Source organism: Saccharopolyspora sp. NPDC003752 (genome assembly GCF_053605825.1).
Genome location: NZ_JBSGJZ010000049.1, coordinates 21,529 through 42,450 on the forward strand (window position 1 = coordinate 21,529; position 20,922 = coordinate 42,450).

General features: G+C 72.3%; 21 protein-coding genes. 11 read left to right on the top strand and 10 right to left on the bottom strand.

The window, feature by feature from the left end:
- Positions 1–113: 113 nt before the first annotated feature.
- A complete protein-coding gene (locus ACWEV3_RS37725; RefSeq protein ID WP_452618492.1) occupies positions 114–668 on the bottom strand; it encodes a dihydrofolate reductase family protein in 555 nt (184 codons plus the stop codon).
- Between the two features lie 111 nt (positions 669–779).
- Positions 780–2,120, bottom strand: a complete 1,341-nt coding sequence (locus tag ACWEV3_RS37730; protein ID WP_452618493.1) for an erythromycin esterase family protein — start codon at positions 2,118–2,120, stop codon at positions 780–782.
- 125 nt (positions 2,121–2,245) lie between these two features.
- On the opposite strand from ACWEV3_RS37730, the gene ACWEV3_RS37735 reads away from it, so the two are divergent.
- Positions 2,246–3,382, top strand: a complete 1,137-nt coding sequence (locus ACWEV3_RS37735; RefSeq protein ID WP_452618494.1) for a serine hydrolase domain-containing protein — start codon at positions 2,246–2,248, stop codon at positions 3,380–3,382.
- A gap of 16 nt (positions 3,383–3,398) precedes the next feature.
- Here the strand turns inward: ACWEV3_RS37735 and ACWEV3_RS37740 are convergent, their stop codons facing one another.
- Both ACWEV3_RS37740 and ACWEV3_RS37745 read right to left on the bottom strand, forming a co-directional pair.
- Positions 3,399–4,190 carry an SAM-dependent methyltransferase gene (locus ACWEV3_RS37740; protein ID WP_452618495.1) on the bottom strand — a complete coding sequence of 264 codons (792 nt, stop codon included), beginning with the start codon at positions 4,188–4,190 and terminating at the stop codon, positions 3,399–3,401.
- 565 nt (positions 4,191–4,755) lie between these two features.
- Positions 4,756–5,325 (bottom strand): alpha/beta hydrolase, encoded by a 570-nt coding sequence (locus tag ACWEV3_RS37745; RefSeq protein WP_452618496.1) that lies wholly within the window; start codon positions 5,323–5,325, stop codon positions 4,756–4,758.
- Between the two features lie 34 nt (positions 5,326–5,359).
- Here ACWEV3_RS37745 and ACWEV3_RS37750 point away from each other — a divergent pair, with 34 nt between their 5' ends.
- Positions 5,360–5,884, top strand: a complete 525-nt coding sequence (locus tag ACWEV3_RS37750) for a sensor histidine kinase (RefSeq protein WP_452618497.1) — start codon at positions 5,360–5,362, stop codon at positions 5,882–5,884.
- A complete protein-coding gene (locus tag ACWEV3_RS37755) occupies positions 5,872–6,561 on the top strand; it encodes a response regulator (RefSeq protein ID WP_452618498.1) in 690 nt (229 codons plus the stop codon). The genes ACWEV3_RS37750 and ACWEV3_RS37755 overlap by 13 nt, the downstream gene beginning before the upstream one ends.
- 165 nt (positions 6,562–6,726) lie before the next feature.
- On the opposite strand, the gene eccD is transcribed toward ACWEV3_RS37755, so the two are convergent.
- From eccD to ACWEV3_RS37770, 3 genes are read right to left on the bottom strand one after another with little or no spacing between them, the layout of a single operon-like run.
- A complete protein-coding gene (gene eccD, locus ACWEV3_RS37760) occupies positions 6,727–8,091 on the bottom strand; it encodes a type VII secretion integral membrane protein EccD (protein WP_452618499.1) in 1,365 nt (454 codons plus the stop codon).
- Complete coding sequence (locus tag ACWEV3_RS37765) at positions 8,091–8,432, bottom strand: YbaB/EbfC family nucleoid-associated protein (RefSeq protein WP_452618500.1); 342 nt, start codon at positions 8,430–8,432, stop codon at positions 8,091–8,093. Before ACWEV3_RS37765 ends, eccD begins: the two co-directional genes overlap by 1 nt.
- Before the next feature lie 19 nt (positions 8,433–8,451).
- Entirely contained in the window at positions 8,452–9,042 is a 591-nt protein-coding gene (locus tag ACWEV3_RS37770; protein WP_452618501.1) for a hypothetical protein, read from the bottom strand.
- 132 nt (positions 9,043–9,174) lie between these two features.
- On the opposite strand from ACWEV3_RS37770, the gene eccCa reads away from it, so the two are divergent.
- From eccCa to ACWEV3_RS37805, 7 genes are all read left to right on the top strand, one after another.
- On the top strand, positions 9,175–13,167 hold the full coding sequence (gene eccCa, locus ACWEV3_RS37775) for a type VII secretion protein EccCa (RefSeq protein WP_452618502.1): 3,993 nt from the start codon (positions 9,175–9,177) through the stop codon (positions 13,165–13,167).
- A gap of 28 nt (positions 13,168–13,195) precedes the next feature.
- Positions 13,196–13,552: a WXG100 family type VII secretion target gene (locus ACWEV3_RS37780; protein ID WP_132484128.1), complete on the top strand. Its 357-nt coding sequence runs from the start codon at positions 13,196–13,198 to the stop codon at positions 13,550–13,552.
- Between the two features lie 31 nt (positions 13,553–13,583).
- Positions 13,584–13,913 carry a hypothetical protein gene (locus ACWEV3_RS37785; protein ID WP_132483904.1) on the top strand — a complete coding sequence of 110 codons (330 nt, stop codon included), beginning with the start codon at positions 13,584–13,586 and terminating at the stop codon, positions 13,911–13,913.
- A gap of 315 nt (positions 13,914–14,228) precedes the next feature.
- Entirely contained in the window at positions 14,229–14,588 is a 360-nt protein-coding gene (locus tag ACWEV3_RS37790) for a hypothetical protein (RefSeq protein WP_452618503.1), read from the top strand.
- Positions 14,589–14,593: 5 nt separating this feature from the next.
- Positions 14,594–15,817: a WXG100 family type VII secretion target gene (locus ACWEV3_RS37795; protein WP_452618504.1), complete on the top strand. Its 1,224-nt coding sequence runs from the start codon at positions 14,594–14,596 to the stop codon at positions 15,815–15,817.
- A gap of 170 nt (positions 15,818–15,987) precedes the next feature.
- Positions 15,988–16,755, top strand: a complete 768-nt coding sequence (locus ACWEV3_RS37800) for a hypothetical protein (RefSeq protein ID WP_452618505.1) — start codon at positions 15,988–15,990, stop codon at positions 16,753–16,755.
- 35 nt (positions 16,756–16,790) lie between these two features.
- Positions 16,791–18,041 (top strand): alpha/beta hydrolase, encoded by a 1,251-nt coding sequence (locus ACWEV3_RS37805; protein ID WP_452618506.1) that lies wholly within the window; start codon positions 16,791–16,793, stop codon positions 18,039–18,041.
- 143 nt (positions 18,042–18,184) lie between these two features.
- Here ACWEV3_RS37805 and ACWEV3_RS37810 read toward each other — a convergent pair whose 3' ends face one another.
- Positions 18,185–18,559: a VOC family protein gene (locus tag ACWEV3_RS37810; protein WP_452618507.1), complete on the bottom strand. Its 375-nt coding sequence runs from the start codon at positions 18,557–18,559 to the stop codon at positions 18,185–18,187.
- A 251-nt stretch (positions 18,560–18,810) separates the two neighbouring features.
- On the opposite strand from ACWEV3_RS37810, the gene ACWEV3_RS37815 reads away from it, so the two are divergent.
- Positions 18,811–19,008, top strand: coding sequence for a hypothetical protein (locus tag ACWEV3_RS37815; protein ID WP_452618508.1), 198 nt, complete (start codon positions 18,811–18,813; stop codon positions 19,006–19,008).
- A gap of 91 nt (positions 19,009–19,099) precedes the next feature.
- On the opposite strand, the gene ACWEV3_RS37820 is transcribed toward ACWEV3_RS37815, so the two are convergent.
- Positions 19,100–20,266, bottom strand: a complete 1,167-nt coding sequence (locus tag ACWEV3_RS37820) for a S8 family serine peptidase (RefSeq protein ID WP_452618509.1) — start codon at positions 20,264–20,266, stop codon at positions 19,100–19,102.
- Positions 20,263–20,922, bottom strand: coding sequence for a sensor histidine kinase (locus ACWEV3_RS37825; protein WP_452618510.1), 660 nt, complete (start codon positions 20,920–20,922; stop codon positions 20,263–20,265). The genes ACWEV3_RS37820 and ACWEV3_RS37825 overlap by 4 nt, the downstream gene beginning before the upstream one ends.

Here is a 20,922-nt window from a genome sequence, read left to right on the forward strand (position 1 = left end):
CCGTTCGCTTCACACCCGCAGAATGGGGGTGAACGGCCCGTTCGTCTCGTCTATCGAGGTGAACGGCCCGTTCACCTCGATCTGGTCCGCTGTCGTGCGCTTCGGGTGGTGGCTCAGGACTTCGCGGGGCCGTAGGTCAGGTGGACCACGCCGTTCTCGAACACTTCCTGCCCGGTCAAGGCCAGCGGGAGGCGCGCGGTGCCTTCCGGGAACAGCTTCTCCCCGGAACCGAGGACGAGCGGGTAGACCAGCAGGTGCAGGCCGTCGACCAGGCCGTCGGCCAGCAGTGCGCGAACCAGCGTGCCGCTCCCGCTGATGTAGATGTCGCCGTCGACGTCGTCCTTCAGCTTCTGGATCGCCTGCGCGTCATAGGCCCCGAACACCGTCGAGTTGTTCCAGATGTCGGCCGTGGTCAGGGTCGACGAGACCACGTGCTTCGGAGTGTCGTTGAAGAACGGCGCCCCCGGGTCGTCTTCGGCGGTGCGCCCGGACCAGGCCGGGGCGAACATCTCGAAGGTCTTGCGGCCCAACAAGATCGCGCTGCTGGCCTCCGTCAGGCCGCCGATCGCGCGAGCCATGCCCTCGGTGAAGCCGTACTCGGCGGTCCAGATCGGGCTCTCGAACACGCCGTCCAGGCTGACGAACTCGTGCACGTGGATCTCGCCCATGTCGGTCTCTTCCCGTCTCGGTGGTGGCGCGCGGTCCGGGCCCGCGACATGCCGGTGGCCCAACCGTACAGACTCCCCGCCACGCGAAAACTCAGCTACGGGCCGGCCGTGTCATGCATTCGCCGAGCAACCTGTTCGTTGGCCGGATCCTGGCGGAGCCAGTCGAGCGGTTCGCCGGTCGGTTGCCCCGTGGGCCGGGGTGATCTGGTGGATGTGCACGACGGCGTCGAAGGCCTGCTTGGGGTCGAGGTCGATCAGCTGGGTCTGTCCGGACATGGCCGTGGCCCCGGCAAGGAGTTCCGGTGGCGCGTGACGCAGATCCACGAGGTGTTGCGGGAGGCCGACGGCGTCCAGCAGTGCATCGAGGGAGTGGGAGGGTGCGCTGAATTCACCAGCCGGGGTGGTGTAGCGCCGGGCGGGGGTGGCGTCGAGGTCGACGCCGGGCACGATCCCGGCGCCGCGAGTGGTGCCGATAACGACGAGTTCTTGGCCCAGGACGGGTGCTAACAGGCTTCCGATGGGTTCGGTGCCGTCGAAGGTGGGAGTGCGTTGCAGGTGGACGTTGTGGGCGCCGACGATCACCCGCTCCTCGCGGCCGAGGATCCAGTGGAGATTGTCGGCCATGACCTCGTTGCGCAGGTTGCGCCTCGGCTCCGGGTAGAGCCCGTGCTGGAGGAAGTCGACCACGCGCTGGGCTCCGTGGGCGCACCGGAGTGCGATCTCGTCGTCTGCTGCGGTCGCTCGTGCCACGAGCTCGGTGACGCCACGAGAGAGCTCTGCAGGGACGTCGGGCGTGTCCGGCCCGTCCGCGGAGGCCGCGCGCGTGGGGTCGCCGAGATCGGCGGCGGCCAGCAGCTCCCGGTCCCCGGGCTGTGGGGACAGCCGGTCCAGGCAGGCGGCCACCCCGGCTGCTGGATTGGCGCACCAGCCGGGCACGTCCATGCCGTAGAACCCCACTTGATGGCTGTGGGTCGCATTCCAGTCGCGCATCCACTGCAGTTGGGCATGCATTTCCTCGCACCGGCCGAAGGCATAGGTGATTCCGCGGCGGGCGATCGTCGCGAGACTGCCTGGCCCGCCGCGCACCCACTCGTCAACGGCCAGGCCTTCCGGCAGGCCGGACTCCAGCACGAACGCGGAGAACCCGAGTTCGCGAACCAGATAACGCGCGATTCGGTCGCGTAGCCGGACGAATTCGGAGGCGAAGTGCGCACTCTCCCCGAGGCAGACCACACGGGCCTCGCCGACGAGATCGCGCAAGATCTCGAGATCGGAGTTGTCGCTCGTGTCGGGATCGAGGGTGAGCAGCGGGTTCACGATGGCGCGGATGGACTGTGCGGGCACGGTCGGTGACCTCCGGATGTTCCGTGAGTTCGCTGACAACGCTCGGAGCAGTGACCTCAGAGAGGATGACAGGGAATGTGGCCCCGACAATCCCGTTTTGATGTGCACGCCCGGCGCAGCGCCTCCATGCCGCTCCGACGGCCGTGCGATCCGGACCGGACGGCCGCCGGACCGATGAGTTCCGGCGGGCTTGGTCGTCTACCTGCTCAGGCATCACGACTAGAAGGTGGATCATGACTGGCCTGCACGACATCCTGCAGAAGCACGTCGACGATGGATCGGTACCGGGGGCGGTGGGGCTCGTGGCTCGCGGCGACCGGGTCGAGGTGGCCGCCGTCGGCTCCCTCGCCGTCGGCGGCGCTCCGATGGCGCGGGACTCGATCTTCCGCATCGCCTCGGTCACCAAGACCGTCGTCGCCGCGGCCGTGCTGATGCTGGTCGACGACGGCCTGATCGGGCTGCACGACCCGGTCCGGGAGTGGCTGCCGGAACTGGCCGAGCCGTCCGTCGTCCGCACCCCCGGCAGCCCGGTGGACGACGTGGTGCCGGCGGCCCGGCCGATCACGGTGTTCGATCTGCTCAGCTCCACCGCGGGCTACGGCTTCGCCTCCGACTTCGAGCTGCCTGCGGTCCAGCGCCTGTTCTCGGTGCAGCGGGACGGTCGCGAGCCGCAGGGCTTCCCGGCGGCGGACGAGTGGATGGCCGAGCTGTCCCGGGTTCCGCTGCTGCACCAGCCGGGCGAGGCGTGGCTGTACGACACCTGCTCGGCCCTGCAGGGCGTGCTGATCGCCCGGGTTTCCGGCCGTTCGCTGCCGGACTTCCTGGCGGAGCGGGTGTTCGGGCCGCTGGGCATGGTCGACTCCGGGTTCGTGGTCCCTGCCGAGAAGCGGGCGCGTTTCACCAGCTACTACCGAAGCGGCCCCGCCGGGCTGGAGCTCGCCGACGGCCCCGACGGGCAGTGGAGCATCCCGCCCGCTTTCCCGCTGGGTTCGGGCGGGTTGGTCGGGACCGTCGACGACTGGCTCGCCTTCGGCCGGATGCTGCTGGCCGGCGGCACCACCGCCGACGGCCGCCGGCTGCTGTCGGCCGATTCGGTGCGCATGATGACCAGCGATCACACCACCGCGGCCCAGCGCGAGACCGGTGAGGTGTTCCTGGAAGGCCAGGGCTGGGGTTTCGGCGGCGCGGTCGACATCGCGGCCATCGATCCGTGGAACGTGCCGGGGCGCTACGGCTGGGTCGGCGGGACCGGGACCTCGGCGCACATCGTCCCGTCCACGGGCGCGGTAGCAATCCTGTTCGCCCAGGTCACGATGGACGGCCCGGTCCCACCCGAGTGGATGCGGGATTTCTGGCGGTACGCGTGCTGACGCCCCCGCCGGACGGTCAGGGCTTGCGGCCGATGCCGCCGAGCGTGGACAGGTCGGCCGGGGAATCGACCGGTGGCTCGTCGGGGCGCCAGCGGGTGCAGGGCACCAGCCCCGGTTCGAGGAGCTCCAGATCGCGGAAGTACGCGGCGATCTGCTCGGGGCTCCTGCTGTGGTAGGGGATCGCGCCGGCGTCGGCCTGCTTGCGCCGGGCGGCCAGCAGCCCCGGATCGGTGTCCGGGCTGTCGAACAGCGCGAGGTAGCTGCCCGGCGACAGCGCCCCCAGCAGCCGGTGCACCAGGGACCACGGATCGTCCTCGTCCGGGACCAGGCCCAGGATGCCGAACAGCACCAGCGCGACCGGCCGGTCGAGGTCCAGCGTCTCGGCGGCGCACGCCAGGATGGTCTCCGGGTCGCGGATGTCGGCGTGGATGTAGTCGGTGGCGCCCTCGGGGGTGCCGGTGAGCAGCGCCCGGGCGTGGGCCAGCACCAGCGGATCGTTGTCGACGTAGACGATCCGGCATCCGGGGGCGTGCCGCTGCGCGATCTCGTGGGTGTTGTCGGCGGTGGGCAGGCCGGTGCCGATGTCCAGGAACTGGTGCACCCCGGCCTCGACGACCAGGTACCGCACGGCGCGCGCCAGGAACGACCGCCCGGCGCGCGCCGCGAAGTCGATTCCGGGGAACAGGGCCCGGAAATCGTCGCCGGCCGCGCGGTCGACGGCGTAGTTGTCCTTGCCGCCGAGCCAGTAGTTCCACATCCGCGCCGAGTGCGGCACGGATGTGTCGATCTCGACGGACTCGTGTGCCATTCCGCAGTACCCCCTGTTGCAGATCGCGGGGAAAATACCACGGCCCGCTCGCCGGGAGGGCCCGTTCGGGCAGGCCGCCGAACAGCACGCCGATCAGGATCGGCCGCAGGCGGACGGTGGTGAAGCAGATCTCGTTGTGCAGCAACCCGTTCAGCCGGGGAGCGGCAGCGGCCCGTGGTGGAAGCGCTTGGCGCGTTGAGCCCGTTGGCTTTCAGGGTGACCTGCCATCAGCCCGCTCATGGCGAGCCGGGGACAGGTGCGCGCGTGCTCAACGGCCGGCTCAGCGCTCATCCGCCTACCAGCGTCTCTCGGGCGCGTTCGGTAGCGGCGATGGCCCCTGCGACGGGTAGGGCGATCTTCGCCCACTGGGGGAGGTGAATCGGCGAGGTGAACGTGCCGGTGTGCTGGGCGACGACAGGGATCCGGGTGAGGCCCTCCGCGGCCAGGGAAAGGCTGACGGCGAGTCCTGCGAGGAGTATGGCGATGGCTGCTGCGCCGATGAAGGCGCTCGTGCGGGGGAACCGCTGGAGCCCGGTTCGACCAGCCCGGTCTGCCGATGCATCGGCTACGCGGTGCAGCGGGCGTCGTCGGGCGGGGTCTGCAGGTCGATCAGGTAGTCGGCGACGAGGCCGTCGACGCACTCGCTCTGACCCAGCAGCGCGATGCCGTGCTGGGCGCCCTCCACGGTCAGCAGGCTTCCGCCCAGTACGCGGGCCAGGTTGACGCCGCCCTGGTACGGGGTGGCCGGGTCGCCGGTGATGGAGATCGTCAGCGTGGGCGGCAGCCCGACCGGGCCGGTGACCCACGGCTGCGGCAAGGTCGGCGGCTGCGGCCAGGCCTCGCACTCGTGGTGTGATTCCCGCACCGGTCGGCCGGAGTCCATGAACGGGGCGGCCGCGCGGATCTGCCGGGCCAATTCGGTCTGCTCCGCAGGACTGCGACGCGGCGAGTCCATGCACCGGATCGCGTAGGCCGCGTCGGCGGAATTGTTGTAGCGGCCGTCGGGACCACGCCCGAAGGCGCTGTCGCGCTGCGCCTGCAGCACGTCGCCGCGTCCGGCGGCCAGCTCGGCGAGTCCTTCGGTGAGCTTCGGCCACAGCGACTGGGCGTACAAGGCGCTCGTCACCGCGTTCATGACGTCGTCGTAGGTCAGACCGCGACCGTCCGAGGTGGGTGCGGGGTGCTCGGAGGTCGCCCGCGCCTCGGAGGTGGTCCGGGAGAACGCGCACCGAGCCCTGCAGGACCTGCGCGAGGTGATCGGCGTGCTACGCGCCCCGGTGGGCGAACTCCCGCTGCCGGGCGTCGAGGACGTCGTCGACCTGATCGACGAGGCCGAGCGTGCCGGCACCCCGGTCGAGCTGCGGGACGATTCCGGGGTGACGACCGGCGGGCGGGCCGTCCCCGCGACGGTGGGCCGCACGCTCTACCGGCTCGTGCAGGAAGGCCTGACCAACGCCCGCAAGCACGCGCCCGGCGCGCCGGTCGTCGTCCGGATCACCGGTGAGCCCGGCGACCACCTGGCAGCAGAGATCGTCAACGAGCGGCAGTCCGCGCCCTCCGCGCAACCCGCCGGCTCCGGGGAAGGGCTGCGCGGGCTGGCCGAGCGGGCCACGCTCGTCGGCGGCCTGCTCGACCACGGGCCGACCGGCTCCGGCGGATGGCGGGCCGGGATGCGGCTACCGTGGCCGGCGTGAACGATCCCGCACCGACCGTCGACGTGCTGGTCGTGGACGACGACCCTATCGTCCGCTTCGGGCTGACCATGATGCTGCGCGGCGCCCCCGACCTGCGGGTGGTCGCCGAGGCGGGCGACGGCGCGGAGGCGGTGGAGCTGGCCGACCGCCACGCACCGGACGTCGTGCTGATGGACATCCGGACGCCCGGCACGGACGGGCTCGCCGCGACCGAGACGCTCCGCCGCCGCCCGCAGGCACCGCAGGTCGTCGTGCTCACCACGTTCGACGCCGACGCGCACGTGCTGCGCGCCCTGCGGGCCGGGGCGGCCGGCTTCCTGCTCAAGGACACCCCGCCGGACGAGCTCGTCGTCGCGATCCGGCACGCGGCACGAGGACGTCCGGTGCTCTCACCGGAAGTGACCCGACGGCTCATCGACCGCGTTGCCGGGTCCGAACAGGACACCCGTCGCGATGCGGCACGCCGTCGACTCGGCCTGCTCGCCGACCGGGAACGCACCGTCGCGATCGAGATCGGCGCCGGGCGGTCCAACTCCGAGATCGCCGCGCGCCACCACCTCGGCCTGGCGACGGTCAAGACCCACGTATCGGCCATCTTCACCAAGCTGGACCTCAACAACCGCGTGCAGGTCGCCCTGCTCGTGCACGACGCCGACCTCGACCCGCGAGGTCGGTGAGCGCGCTCCGGCTTCGGCCGGGGACCGGCGACACCGCACCCGGCAGGCGAGCAAGCCTCCTCTTACGACCGCACCCTCCTGCTGCCGCAATTTCAATGGAAATCGGACCTTCGATTTCCATTGAAATTGCGGGACGACGGCCGTCGGAACGTTTCGCCAGGCGGTTCAGCCGACCGCGTCGCGGATCGTGTTGTAGAGGTCCAGGACCGCTGCCGCCGTGGGGATCAGCGCGATCAGCACCAGGTATTCGAGGATGTCCAGCCAGCGGGCGCGGAGCGGGGACGGCAGGCTCGCCGGGTTCCGCGCGGCGTAGTGCAGGCAGCCCGCTCCCGCCACGGCGGCGAACGCGGCGAACGCGAGCGTCCAGTAGTAGTCCAGTGTGGACAGCAGTCGCGCGCTCAGGCCGATCAGCAGGAACAGGCCGATGACGATCACCGCCACTCGCTGAGCGGTGCCCGCGTAGGAGCGCGAGCGCAGCAGCCACGCGGTGGCCGCGAGCGCCACCAGCACCGCCGCCCACGGCGACGGGTCGCCGAGCAGCACGAGGCAGCCTCCGGCCGTCACCAGGCCGAGCGCCGTGACCAGGCCGGTGAGGACGTCGGTCGCGGTCGTCGTCGGGCCGAGCACCGACGAGTCGAGCGTGGGTCGTTCGTCGGCGCGGAACGAGTCCATGTCCGCGGGCACCCGGGGCATCGGCAGCTTGGCCAGGCGCAGCGCGATCATCGGTGCGGCGGCGGTGAGCGCGGCCGTCAGCGCCACCGAGACCGCCGCGACCGAGGTGCCCGGCAGGTCGAACAGCGGCACGCTCGCGGTGATCAGCGCGCCGAGCGCCGAGGCCGCGACGATCGGCGCGAACACGGTGAACCGGTGGACCAGCATCGCCGCCGCCGTCGCGTACAGCGCCACCGCGCCCAGGCCCGCGGCGAACGATCCCACCTCGATCGGCCAGGGCAGGTGCGGCGGCAGGGCCGTGATCCCCGCCAGCAGCGCCGCGACCACGCCCGCGCCCGCGGTCGCGCTGCCGGAATCCAGGTCGCCCCGGGCCCGGGACAGGGCGCCGCCCGCGACCGCCAGCGCCACGGCGATCACCGCGCATCCGATCGGCGCCGCCAGGCCGCCGGCCAGCGCCGCGGCCGCGAAAACGGTGGCACCGACGAACAACGCCACGGCGGCGAAGAGGCTCAGGTTCCGCCCGGCCCTCGGCCGCCACGGCCCGGAACGGGTCTGCGCGGCACCGGCGATCGCGTCGACGGTGTCGTCGAAGACCAGCGGGATCTCCTGCCTCGGGCGGGGATTCAGGCAGAGGATCTCGCCGTCCTGCACCAGGGTCGCCGACACCGTGAGGCCGGGCGCCAGCGCCGAGCCGCCGATGCGGGCGAGCACCCAGCCGGGGTGCTGCTCCGGACGGCTCGGCACCCCGGTGAGCCGGACGAGCTGCGGGATCAGCTCCGCCACCGTGCACTCCAACGGCAGCGCGACATCGATCCTGGAGCCCGGGGCCACCACGGTCACCCGGCGCGGAGTGGGCATCACGTCCACTCGTCGGCGGCGTCGAGCGCCGGCGCGAGCCGCTGCGCCGCGTGCTGCGCCAGCCGGTCCAGCGCGTCGTTGGCGGCTTCCACCACGATCGCGCCGATATCGCGGGCGTCGTACCGGCGCAGCGCATCGGGGTCGATCGAGACCTCGGTGAACCTGCCGGTTCCCCGCACGGTGACGGTCACCTCGTTGTCCCGGGAGCAGCCGGAGACGAGGGTGGTGTCGACGTCCTGCCGGGCCCGGTCGATCTCCGCCTGCTGGTCCTGCAACCGCCGCATCAGCTCGGCGAGCTCCGGCGGGTCGTCCTGGCCCTGGTGCGCGTGCAGCGCGTTCATCGGCGATGTCCCGTTCGGTTCAGGCGGCCACCGCGGCGGGTGCGCCGCTGTCGGCGAACAAGGTGGACAGTGTCTGGCTGAGCTCGTTCCTGGTCTGCTCGGCGTCCGACTCGGCCTGGGACTTCGCCTGGAGCGCCTGCACGACCGCGTTCATGATGGCCAGCGCGATGGCTGCCTCGCGCCACGGCGAGGACATCGAGTGCGCCGCCCTGATGGCGTCCATCATCCGCTGCACGATGTCCATCGCCGTCTCGAAGAAGCCCTTCTTCTGCGCCTGCGCGGTGTTGCGCGCCTTGACCAGCGCGTCCGAGGCGGCGGTGAGCCGCTGGCTCTCCTTCTCCAGAGCCACTTTCAGGGCGTTGTTGAGCTGGTCGACGAAGTTGTCGGACGTCTGCCGGCAGGCGTCGTAGCCCCGGCCGTTCCAGGTCTCGCCCAGCTGGGTCACGATCCGCCCGGTCGCCGACGCGGCGGCCCCCACCTGCTCGGCGCACACCGCGCAGTCCCGCGCCTTGGACCGCAGCTCTCCCGGGTCGCCGGTGACGTCGCTGATCGTCTGGGCCAGCAACGACAGCCCCGCCCTGATGATCGCGGTGACCTGACTGGTGTCCATCCCGCACCTCCATTCTCCGCGAGCGTAGGTCCGCCGGGATCTCAGGTGGACGGCAAAAGTACCCACCTGCGCAGCGGCGGAGATGACCACACTCGGGACCGGCACGCGTTCCGAGCCCGGGGAGTTGAACCGATGCGGACCCAACCAGCGCTGCGCCCGGGGCGCGCGCCGGAGCAGCACGTGGGCGAGATCGTGCTGCAGGCGCCGCCCAGCCTGGTCAAGGGCGGCCAGTCCTGGATGCAGCTGCTGTTCATGGTGCCGATGATGCTGGGCATGGGCGCCATGTCGTTCGTCTACATCGGACGATCCGGCGGCCCGATGACCTACCTCTTCGGCGGCCTGTTCCTGGTCGTGATGATCGGCATGATCACGATGTCGCTGGCCGGCGGGCGGCAGTCCACCAAGGCGAAGATCAACGAGGAGCGCCGCGACTACCAGCGCTACCTCGCCGGGCTGCGCAAGCAGGTGCGCGAGACCGCCGAGGCGCAGCGCGCCGCGCTGCTGTTCGCACAGCCCGAACCGGAGGACCTGTGGACCCTCGTGCCGACCCCGCGGCGCTGGGAGCGGCGCAGGCGCGACCCGCACTTCGGGCAGGTGCGCATCGGCCGCGGGCCCCAGCAGCTGGCCACCCCGCTGCGCGCCCCGCAGACCGCGCCGCTGGAGGACCTGGACCCGGTTTCCTCCACCGCGCTGCGGCATTTCATCCGCACCTACTCGACGGTGGCCGACCTGCCGGTGGCCATCGCGCTGCGCGGCTACGCCCGGATCGGCGTCAGCGGGCAGCGCGAGGAGGTCATCGAGCTGGTGCGCGCGGTGCTCGCCCAGGCCGTCACCTTCCAGTCGCCGACCGACCTGCGGATCGCGCTGTGCCTGGGGCCGCGGCGGTGGGCCGACTGGGACTGGGTGAAATGGCTGCCGCACGCCCAGGACGACACCGACCCCGACGCGGCGGGACCGGCCCGGCTGGCGGCCGGCGACATGGGCGCGCTCGCGGAGCTGCTCGGCGACGACTTCGGCGAGCGCGCGGCCTTCGGCAGGCAGGCCGACGCCGACCGGCCGCACCTCGTGGTGATCGCCGACGGCGGCCGGGTGCCGCCGGATGCCGAGCGGCAGGGCGTCACCGTGATCGAGCTGTCCGAGCTGCCGCCCGCCGAATCGCGGGCGAACGCCCTGTTCCTGCACGTCTCCGACGGATTCGTGGGCATGCTGGTCGGCCGCGACGACGAGGTCGGCTTCCGCTACATCGGCGAGCCGGACCGGTTGAGCACCACCGCCGCCGAGACGCTGGCCAGGTCGATGGCCCCGTGGCACTCCCCGGGCACCGCCGGCGCCGAGACGCCGATGTCCACCACCTTCGGGCTCGCCGACCTGCTCGGCATCGGCGATCCGCGCGACACCGACCCGGCCGTCACCTGGCGCCCCCGCACCGCCCGCGAGCGGCTGCGAGTCCCGCTCGGGCTCGATCCCGACGGGCTGCCGGTGGAACTGGACATCAAGGAGTCCGCCGAGGGCGGGATGGGCCCGCATGGGCTGGTGATCGGCGCGACCGGCTCCGGCAAGAGCGAGCTGCTGCGCACCCTGGTCACCGGGCTCGCCGTGACGCACTCGTCGGAGGCGGTGAACCTGGCGCTGATCGACTTCAAGGGCGGGGCGACGTTCGCCGGGATGAGCGAGCTGCCGCACACCTGCGCGGTGATCACCAACCTCTCCGACGACCTGGCCCTCGTCGACCGGATGGCCGACGCGATCAACGGAGAACTGGTGCGCCGCCAGGAGTTGCTGCGCGCCGCGGGCAATTACGCGTCGGTGCGGGATTACGAGCAGGCCCGCGAATCCGGCGCCGACCTCGCGCCGCTGCCCGCGCTGCTGGTGATCATCGACGAGTTCAGCGAACTGCTGTCCAGCAGGCCGGAGTTCATCGACCTGTTCGTGATGATCGGCAGGCTCGGCCGGAGCCTGTCGGTGCACCTGCTCCTGGCGTCCCAGCGGCTGGAGGAGGGCCGCCTGCGCGGGCTGGACGCGCACCTGTCGTACCGGATCGGGCTGCGCACGTTCTCGGCGTCGGAGAGCCGGACCGTGCTCGGCGTGCCCGACGCCTACCACCTGCCCGCCGTGCCGGGCTCGGCCTACCTGAAGAGCGACACCGACACGCTGCGGCGGCTCAAGGCCGCCTACGTCTCCGGGGAACTCGCGCCCCGGGCCGCCGGTTCGGCCCCGGCGCTGGCTCCGGGACGGCGGGTGATCCCGTTCGGGCTGAACAGGATCGTGGATCCGGAACCGGTTCCCGAGCCGCCCGCTGCGCCGGAGCAGGGCGAGAGCACCGGCGAGACGATCATGGGCGCGATGGTGTCCAGGCTGATCGGCAAGGGCCCGGCCGCGCACCCGATCTGGCTCCCGCCGCTGGACGAGCCGCCTACCCTCGACCAGCTCCTGCCGCCGCTGGAGCTCGACCCGGAGCGCGGTCTGCGCCCCCGGGGCTGGAACGCGAACCTGGCCGTCCCGGTGGCCACAGTGGACAAACCCTTCGAGCAGCGCCGCGACCAGCTGTGGGTGGACTTCTCCGGCGCGGCGGGCAACCTCCTGCTCATCGGCGCGCCGCAGAGCGGCAAGAGCACCTTCCTGCGCGGCATGATCGCCTCGCTCGCCCTCACCCACACTCCGGCGGAGGTGCAGTTCTTCCTGCTGGACATGGGCGGCGGCGCGCTCGGCTCGATCGCCGGGCTGCCGCACGTCAGCGGCCACGCCCTGCGGCGGGACGAGGAGCGCTGCCGGCGCATCGTCGCGGAGGCCACGACCCTGCTGGAACAGCGGGAGGCGTTCTTCGCCGAGAACGGCATCGATTCCATCCAGACCTTCCGGCAGCGCCGCGCGGAGTTCACCGAAAGCACCGGCGGACAACGTGAATTCGGCGACGTCTTCGTCGTCGTCGACGACTGGGCGACGGTGCGCCAGGAGTTCTCCTCCCTGGAGGACTCGCTGGTCAAGCTCGCCACCCGCGGGCTCGGCTTCGGCATCCACGTGATCATCTCCACCACCTGGTGGCTGAGCATGCCGACGCCGCTGCGCGACAGCATGGGCACTCGCGTCGAACTGCGGCTCGGCGACCCGAGCGACTCGATGATCGATCGCCGCGCCGCGCAGAACGTGCCCGCCGGAGCGCCCGGCCGGGGCATCACGCCGGAACGCCTCCACATGCTGGGCGCACTGCCCAGGGTGGACGGTGACCAGCGCGCCGAAACGCTGGGCACGGGCACCGCCGATCTCGTCGCCCGAGTCTCCCAGGCCTGGCCGGGCCCGCCCGCACCGCGCGTGCGGCTGCTGCCGCGCGAGATCACCGTCGACCGGCTCGGCGCGCCGCCCGGCCGCGCGATCCCGCTGGGCGTGGCGGAATCCGACCTCCGGCCGGTGTTCCTCGACTTCGACAAGGAACCGCACTTCATCGCGTTCGCCGACGTGGAGAGCGGGAAAACGGCACTGCTGCGCACCATCGCGCACGGCATCGCCGACCGCTACACGCCGGCCGAGGCGCGGATCATCGCGGTGGACTACCGGCGCGGCCTCCTCGGCGCGGTCGCCGAGGAACACCTGCTCAGCTACGCCGGATCCGAGCCGGTGCTCGACGACGTCGTCGCCCAGGTCGCCCAGGCCATGCGAGAACGCCTGCCGGGACCGGACATCACGCCCGCACAGCTCCGCCGCCGCGACTGGTGGCAGGGCCGCGAACTGTTCCTGCTCATCGACGACTACGAGCTCGTCGCCTCGCCGGGCAAGGTCTCGCACCCGCTGCTGCCGCTGCTGGACCTGTTGCCGCACGCCCGCGACATCGGCCTGCACCTGGTGCTCGCGCGCGGCAGCGGCGGCGCGGCGCGCGCCATGTTCGACCCGGTGATCCAGCGCATCAGGGAGCTCGGCTCGCCGGGCCTGGTGATGTCGGGCAGCCGGGACGAAGGCGCCCTGCTCGGCGACGTCCGCCCGCGCAAGCAGCCGCCAGGGCGCGGGGTCCTGGTGCGCCGCCGCGCCGGGCACGAACTGGTCCAGGTGGCCTGGACTCCGTTCGATGCGGGCAAAAGTGCCGTCGGCGACGACGTGAGTTCTGCCGTGGGCGACCGCGCCGAACGTCCTTAGTGTCTGCAGGTGAAAGGAGGCGATGAACATGAGCACACCCCAGGGTGTCGTCGTCGATCGGGCGATCATGACCAAGGCGGCCGGCGACTTCGACGACACGGCTACGCGGATCCGCGAGATGATGGCCAAGCTCAACGCCGAGGTGGAGGGTCTGGTCGGCGCGACGCAGAACTTCAACGGTGCGGCCCGGCTGGCCTTCGACCAGAACAAGATGCTGCTCAACGACAAGATCCAGCGGGCGCAGAACGCGTTGACGGTCATCGCGACGAAGTTCAACGAGGTCATGAACCAGCACGCGGGCTTCTCCGAGCAGCAGAGCGCGCAGATCAACCAGACGACCGCGGCCGTGCACTCGGGCGGCATCATCGCCGGCCTCAACGGCTGACGCGCACGGACCAGTCCGGGAAGGAGAAGACATGATCTACGCAGGTGGGCCATCGAGTGACACCGTCGCGATGAACTTCGGCGCGGTGGACAACGCGGGCGGCGCGCTGGTCCGGTACTCCGGCGCGATCGGCAACGCGCTCGGGGAGCTGGACACGGCGCTGGGCCCGGTGCGGGAAACGTGGTACCAGTCCGGCAGCCAGTCGGGTTCCGACGCGCGGACCGCCGAGGCCAACCTCCGCGGTGCGCTGGGCGAGATGACGCAGATCATCAACAACCTCGGCTCGCTGCTGAGCCGTTCGGCGATGGACGGCGCGGCCCTGGACTCGGCGCTGGCCGGCAAGTTCCAGCAGGGCGCGTAGAGATGGTTTTTGCGTAGCGGTGCGGGTGGCGGCCCCCTGCGGGAGTTGCAGGCGCCGTCTGGACTCCGGGATCCCCGACGACCGATACATGGCGCTGGGGACTGGCGTCGCCCAGTGGCCCCGAAGGGCGGGCGCAGTCCGAGAACCCGCGGCGGTGCGAGCTGAGTCCCGCACCGCAAGCGGCTACGCCGCTTGTAGAACAGCTTTCGGGCGGGCAGGGCCCCGCTCCGGGGTCGTGGGACAGGGGAGTGCGCGATCCCGGAGCGGGGCGACGTCGGTAGTCGCGGTCGCATCGATGGGCGGAAAGGGATGTCCATGTCCAGCAACGAGTCGTTCGCGGTCCACCTGCGGTCGCTGGTGGAGTTCGCCGGTGAGCTCGCCACCCAGCTGTCCGGGATGGACCGGCCGGCCGGGCAGCTCGACTCGCTCACCGAGCGCGAGCTGCGGCTCGGCGAGTTCGGCGAGGCCCATTCGCTGTGGGAGAACCACTTCCTGGCGATGGCGGAGATGCGCGGCCTGGTGAGCCGGGCCCGGGAGGCGATCGACTTCGCCGAGAAGATCACCGGGACCGTGCTCTCCGCGTACGAGCAGCACGACGACCAGGTCACCGCATCGTTGTCCGGGCTCGGCGCGGCCGTGCAGTCGGTCGGCCTGCCCGGCGTGGGGAAGGCGTGAGCGGGATGCGGGAACCGACGAACTTCTCCGCCTACAGCCATGCGCAGCTCTTCGCGATGCTGCAACGCGGCGACGACTCATCGGTGCGTCCGGCAGCGGACTCCTGGGACAGCGTCGGCGCCGCGCTGCACGAGCAGGCCGGCAACCTGGAGGCAAAGCTCGCGAAGTTCCAGGACCAGTGGCGGGGCGGAGCCTCCGAGCAGTACCGGGTGATGATCAACGACCTCTCCGGCGGGCTCCGCCGGATCGGCGACGCGGCGTTCGCCATCCGCGACCGGGTGCACGACTCGGCCGACGCGCTGGCGAAGGCCCGCACCGAGATGCCGCCCGCGGTCGAGGTCGCGGAGCTGCCCGCGGAGACCGCGCAGCTGGCCACCACTCCGCTGGAGGTCGACCAGTCGGCCTCGCCGGCGGCCGTGGCCCAGCTGCGCCAGCGGCAGGCCGATGCGGCGAAGGCGGTGCAGGAGCACCAGCAGGCGACGGCGGCCGCGGATGCCGCGCACGCCAAGGCGATCGCCGTGATGACCGAGCTCGGCGGCCAGTACCGCGCGGCGGACCAGGGGATGCCGCTGGCGGACCAGACCGAGGTGCCGGACGCGCCGGTGCCCGGCGAAGGAGAAGGCGGCGGGCCGGACGGCGGCACCGGTGGCCACGACGGATCCGGCGGCGGGGCAGGGGAACCCGAGCCCGGGCAGCAGCCCGAGCCCGGTGCGGAACCGCGCACGCCGCTGTTCGGCAACATGTTCACCGCCGGGCTGGCCGCGGCGTCGGCCGCCGGCATGGGACGGCTCGGCGGCTTCCGGCCGCCGAAGGTGCCGGAGTGGGGGAAGCCGAAAGACCCCGCGAACGAGGAGAAGGACGAAGCCAAGCCGGTCGGCATGCCGCGCGGCGCGATGCCCGGACTCGGCGGCGGGGGATCGCTCGGCGGCGGAACGGCCGTGCCCGCCCCGACGGCGGCGGCCGGGCTCAGCGGCGTCGCTGCGGCGCCGAACGCGATGGGAGCCGCGGGAGTGCTGGGTGCCGCGGCGGGAGCGGTCAACGCGGCGGGCGGCGGCGCCGGCGGCATGCCGATGATGCCGATGATGCCGTTCGCGCCGGGAGGGCAGGACATGTCCGGAGCGCGCCGCATCCCGCCGTGGCTGGTGGAAACCGAGGAGGTCTGGGGCGAGTCCTCGGTCATCACCCCCTCCGTCCTCGGCGCCGAACCACCGGACCAGCGCTCGTTCTGACGGGAAGTTGCTTCAACGCGCTTGCGGGTGGCGGGCTCTCGGACGCCGTCCGGACCGCGGGATTCCCGGGGCTGGCCTCGTCCGGCGGCCCACGCCTGCGAACCCGAAGTCGAGACCCCACCGCATGCGGCTGCCGCCGCATCCCGAAAGGACCCGCAAGAGGAGAGGCAATGCCAACGCTCACCGACCAGCAGATCGCGGAGCACGCCGCGAACGCCGGCTTCACCGGCGAGGACCTGCGGATCGCGGTCGCCGTCGCGCTCGCGGAGTCGCGCGGGGACCCCGGGGCGATCGGCGACGTGTCCCTGCAGAACGAGGTGTACGGCCCGTCGGTCGGGTTGTGGCAGATCCGGTCGGTGAATCCCGGTCACGGCAACGCATTCGACCAGCGGCACCGCAACGAGGCGGCGAACGCCGACCCGGCGACCAACGCGCGCAACGCCCACGCGATCTTCGAGGCGCACGGGTGGGGCCAGTGGTCGACCTACACCGGCGGCCAGTACCGGGAGTACCTCGGCCGGGCGCGGGATGCGGTCCGGCAGGGCCGCGCGCAGAACTCGGCGAGCACCGGCGCGTCCGCCAGCAACCCGGACGGTTTCCGCGCCGAGGTACCGAAGTTCTTCGACGCGGTGGCGAAACTCGTTGAAGGGACCAGGAATCCGCTGCTGAACACCTCGCAGGCGCTGCGGCACGGCGCCGCGTCGCAGAACGCCTTCGGCCGGGTGCAGGCATCGGCCGCGGCGGCGGGCGCGCACCGGTCGAACATCACCAGCAGCTGCGAGGCCACCAGCAAGGCCCTGGACCGCGACCAGAAGTTCCGCGACGACCTCGACTGGGCGGCGCGGATGATCCGGCAGCACGACGAGCGCGCCACCCGCGCCCAGCAGGCGCAGCACGCCCTGCTCGACGACATCACCCCGCCGACCCTCAGGACCTGAGCGGTCGCCCGGATTTCCCGTGAGGAGCCAGGAGAATGGACCGTTCCGAGCAGACCTCGGTGGCGCGGTTCGCGGTGAACCACGCCGCGCTCGACACCGCTGCGCAGGCGTTGCCCGACCAGGTGGCGGTGCTCGGTGAAGCCCGCCGCAACCTCACCGCGCGCACGCTGGTGACGTCCGCGTTCGCGAACGTGTCCGGGTCGCAGGCGGCCCAGGCCGGCCATTCCGGCAACATCCAGCTCAACGAGCGCGGCCTGCAAGCCGCCTCCAGCAGGCTGACCGGGATCATCGACGGGATCACGTCGTCGAACGTCGCGGTGCGCCGCTGGGACGCCGAGCAGGCCGCCAAGATCCGGCGGCTGAACCCGGACCTGGTCGTCCCGGAGCTGACCGACGGTCCCTCCGGTGGCTCGATCGCCGACCTGAACGCCGCCAACCGGGCCCAGATCGAGGCCGCGCGGACGGTGGCCGGCGCGGAGCTGAAGGAGTTGGAGGCAAGGCCGGGCCCGGGGGACCGCGAGCCGGAGATCCGGCACCTCCGGGAGAAGATCGCGGCGTACGACGAGATCCTCAACAGCAACACGCAGATCATCGAGTTCGACCCGGCGGGGGACGGGCGGATCGTGGGCCTGATCGGCCGGCTCGACTCCGACACCCGGTCGGTGGCCGTCCTGGTGCCCGGCATGAACACCGGGCTGGAGGACTTCCCGCGCTACGCGGACCGGGTGGGCAGCTTCGCCGGCACCGACCCGACCGGCCGGACGGCGTCGGTGCTGTGGATGAACGGCGACTTCCCGCAGGGCCTGCCCGAGGCGAGCTCCGCGGGCCCGTCGCGGGAGATGGCGCCGCGGCTGGCGGAGTTCGTCAACAACGATCTGCGCCCCAGGCTGGGGGAGGGCGCCCAGGTCACCGTGATCGGGCACAGCTACGGCGGGGCGATCGTCGGCCTCGCCGACGCGGCGGGCATGCGCGCGGACAACGTGGTCCACGTGGCATCGGCGGGGATGGGCGAGGGCGTGACGGAGCTGACCAACCCGTACCCGACGGCCCGGTACTCGGTCACGTTGGAGCACGACCCGATCCAGTGGGCGCAGGGCCGCGTCCACGGGCCCGACCCGGACGACTTCCCCGGCGTCACACCGCTGCCCTCCAGCCACGACTCGGACGGTTGGTTCGTCCCGGACGTGTCCTCGCACAGCAGCGTCCTGGACCCGGGCTCGCCGTCCTGGCGGGACATCAACGACGTCGTCCACGGCGCCATCGGGGAAAGGCGGTCCGCGCTGTGACCGCCTGACCACTGTGGACCGACCCGCGAACCCGGCCGCTGAGCGCAAACCCCCCGTCGCTCAGCGGCCGTTCCACTTCCCATCGCGCCCGGGGTCGTGAGCGGCAGTGGTCGTTCGAACGGCCACTGCCGCTCACGACCCCGCTACGCCTCCGCCCAGACGCCGAGTTCGTTCCCGCTCGGATCGGTGAAGTGGAACCGGCGCCCGCCGGGGAACTCGTACGGCCCGTTCACCACCCGGCCACCGGCGGCCTGCACCGCCTCCGCGGACCGGTCCAGGTCCGTCGAGAAGAGCAGCACCAGCGGCCCGCCCGCTCGCACCTCCTGGTCGGTGCGCAGGCCGCCGACCTCGGGTGCGGATTCGTCCTGCGAGGCCCGGATGCCGGCGTAAGCCGGGCCGTAGTCGTTGAACCGCCAGCCGAACGCTTCGGAGTAGAAGCGCTTGGCGGCGTCGAGATCGGTGACCGTGAGCTCCACGTAGTCGATGGCGTGGTGCCGGTGCGGAGATGACTGGGACATGCCCGGCATTGTGTCCCAGGGCTATGACATCGCACCCCGGACCCAGCCGTGCACAGCTGGGCGAGTGGGAGGGCGCGGTCGGCCCTGGAACGGGCGTTGGTCTCGGGCTCGGCCAAGCGGCCCCGGCCGTCCCAGGCGAAGGACTCTACCGTTCGACCGTCGCGACGCTTAGCGTGAAACCCGTACGAGCAGGGGAGCGGGGAGCTGTGAATGGGACAGTTATCCGCTGGGGGGCGGGGCACGAACTTCTGATGCAGATCGAACGGACCCCCACCGGCACCTGGCGAGTCACCTTCCGCGTGCCGGGGCATCCCGAGGTGATCGTCGCGTACGACACCGAGAAGGAACTGCGCCGCGACCTCGCAGCCTTGCTCGATGGGACTGCGGAACCGCCGTTCCGCGGGTGGCCCTTGCCCCGCGAAGAGGCACACCAAGACCAAGACGAGTGAGCCCCAGGTCAACGGTTGAGTTCGCTACCACAGCACAAAAGACTCACGGCCCCGTGACCAGCGAAAACATCGGTCCGGTCGAGAACGCGGCTCAGGGGGAGCGTCGGGAGCCCGGGCGCCAGCCGCGGGCCTTGCCGAGCCGGATGGTCGTTCGTGCGACGACGGCGAGAGCGGCGGCGGCGACGCCCAGCAGCGCGAGCCAACCCGGTAGCGGCTCGTGGTCGGGCAGCGGCGCCGGGCCCGCGGCCGGACGCACGGTCGCCACCGGCGGCGCCGGGGCGTTCGGGAGCTGAAGCGCGGAAGGATCGTCGGGCAGCTCCGCGGCCACGGCGGCCCCGACGTTCAGCACGCCCCACCCCAGCCGGGGGTCGTGCCCGTTCGGCGGGTGGCTGGCGGTCCGGGCGAGCCGTTCGGCGACCTGCTCGGCGCTCAGCCCCGGCCGGTAGGAGCGCACCAGCACCGCCGCGCCCGCGACGTACGCCGCCGAGAACGCCGGGCCGTCCACGCCCCAGCGGTGCCCGAGCCCGCCGCGGGCCCCGGCGGAGAGGCCGGTCAGGTCCGTGCCGGGGGCGGCGATCGAGAGGTGCGGGCCCGATTCGTCCTGCACCGCCGCGCCGGATGGGTCGAGCGCGCCGACCGCCACGACGCCGGGCAGTCCGGTCGGGTAGGACAGCGTCCCGGGTTCGTCGCCCACCGCAGGCGACACGACCAGCGCGTTGCCGGCCAGGGCATCCCGCACCGCGTCCTCCAGCGCCGGGCTCGTGCGCGGCGCCGGCACGGCCACCAGGATCACCGTGGCGCCCGCGTCCACGGCCCGCCGGATCGCGCCGGCCAGCGCGTCCGGGTCGGGATCGCCGCCGCCGGAGCGGGTTTCGGTGTACCGGATCCCGAGCAGGCGGGCGCCCGGCGCCATGCCGGCGAAGGCCGTCGCCGGGTCGGGCCGCGCGCCGACGATGCCCGCGGCGAAGGTGCCGCGCCCGTCGCAGTCCCCGAGATCGGAGCCCGGCACCACCTGTCCCGGCCTGAACTGGTCGTTGCCCGCGTCGATCCCGGTGCCGACGACCGCGAGCAGCTGCCCCGTTCCGTCGGCGACCGGCCAGGTCCCCGATGCGTCGGTGAGCCGCTGCGCCCACCCCATCGCCTCCCGGTACACACCGGCGGGCGCGGCGCACTGCGCGGAGGCGGGCGGCGCGCCGATGAGCAGGCCGGCCCCGAGCGCCGCGCAGACCGCCGCGGCCAGCGGCGCCCCGCGCGTCATGACTGCGGAACCCACAGCGTGACCTGGGTTCCCCAGCCGGGGCGGGATTCGACGCGGGCGGAGCCGCCGACCTCCGCCATCCTGGCCGAAATCGACTCCCTGATGCCGAATCCGGCTTCCCGGCCCGCCATGTCGAAGCCGGACCCGTGATCGCGGACGACCACTGCGATCCCGCGGTCGCGCTCCTCGACGCGCACGACGGCGCGATCGGTCCCGCTGTGCTTCTGCGTGTTCCGCAGCGCTTCCCGGACGGCGTCGCGCATCGCGGCGCGCCGATGGACCGGGAGCGTGTCGTCCACGTCCCCCCGGATCAGTTCGGCGTGCAGCCGGTGGCGTGCCAGATCCGCCGCCAGCGCCACCAGATCGGGTTCGAGCCGCGCGCGCCCCGCCTCGGTGCGGGCCGTCATGTCCCGCCGCACCAACGCGGCCTGCTCCTTGGCGGCCTGGCGCAGCTCGGCGAGCCGGGCCGGCGCGGCGGCCGCATCCGACGGGGCGGCCAGCGCCAGCGCCTCCAGCGTCGGCAGGACGGTGTCGTGCAGGTACCGGTTCATGACGGCCCGCTCCCGCCTTCGCCCGCGCCGGTACCCGGCGTGGTGCGCGAGCCGGACGCTGATGGTCAGCATCGCCATCAAGCAGATCGTGGACGCGAGGATCAT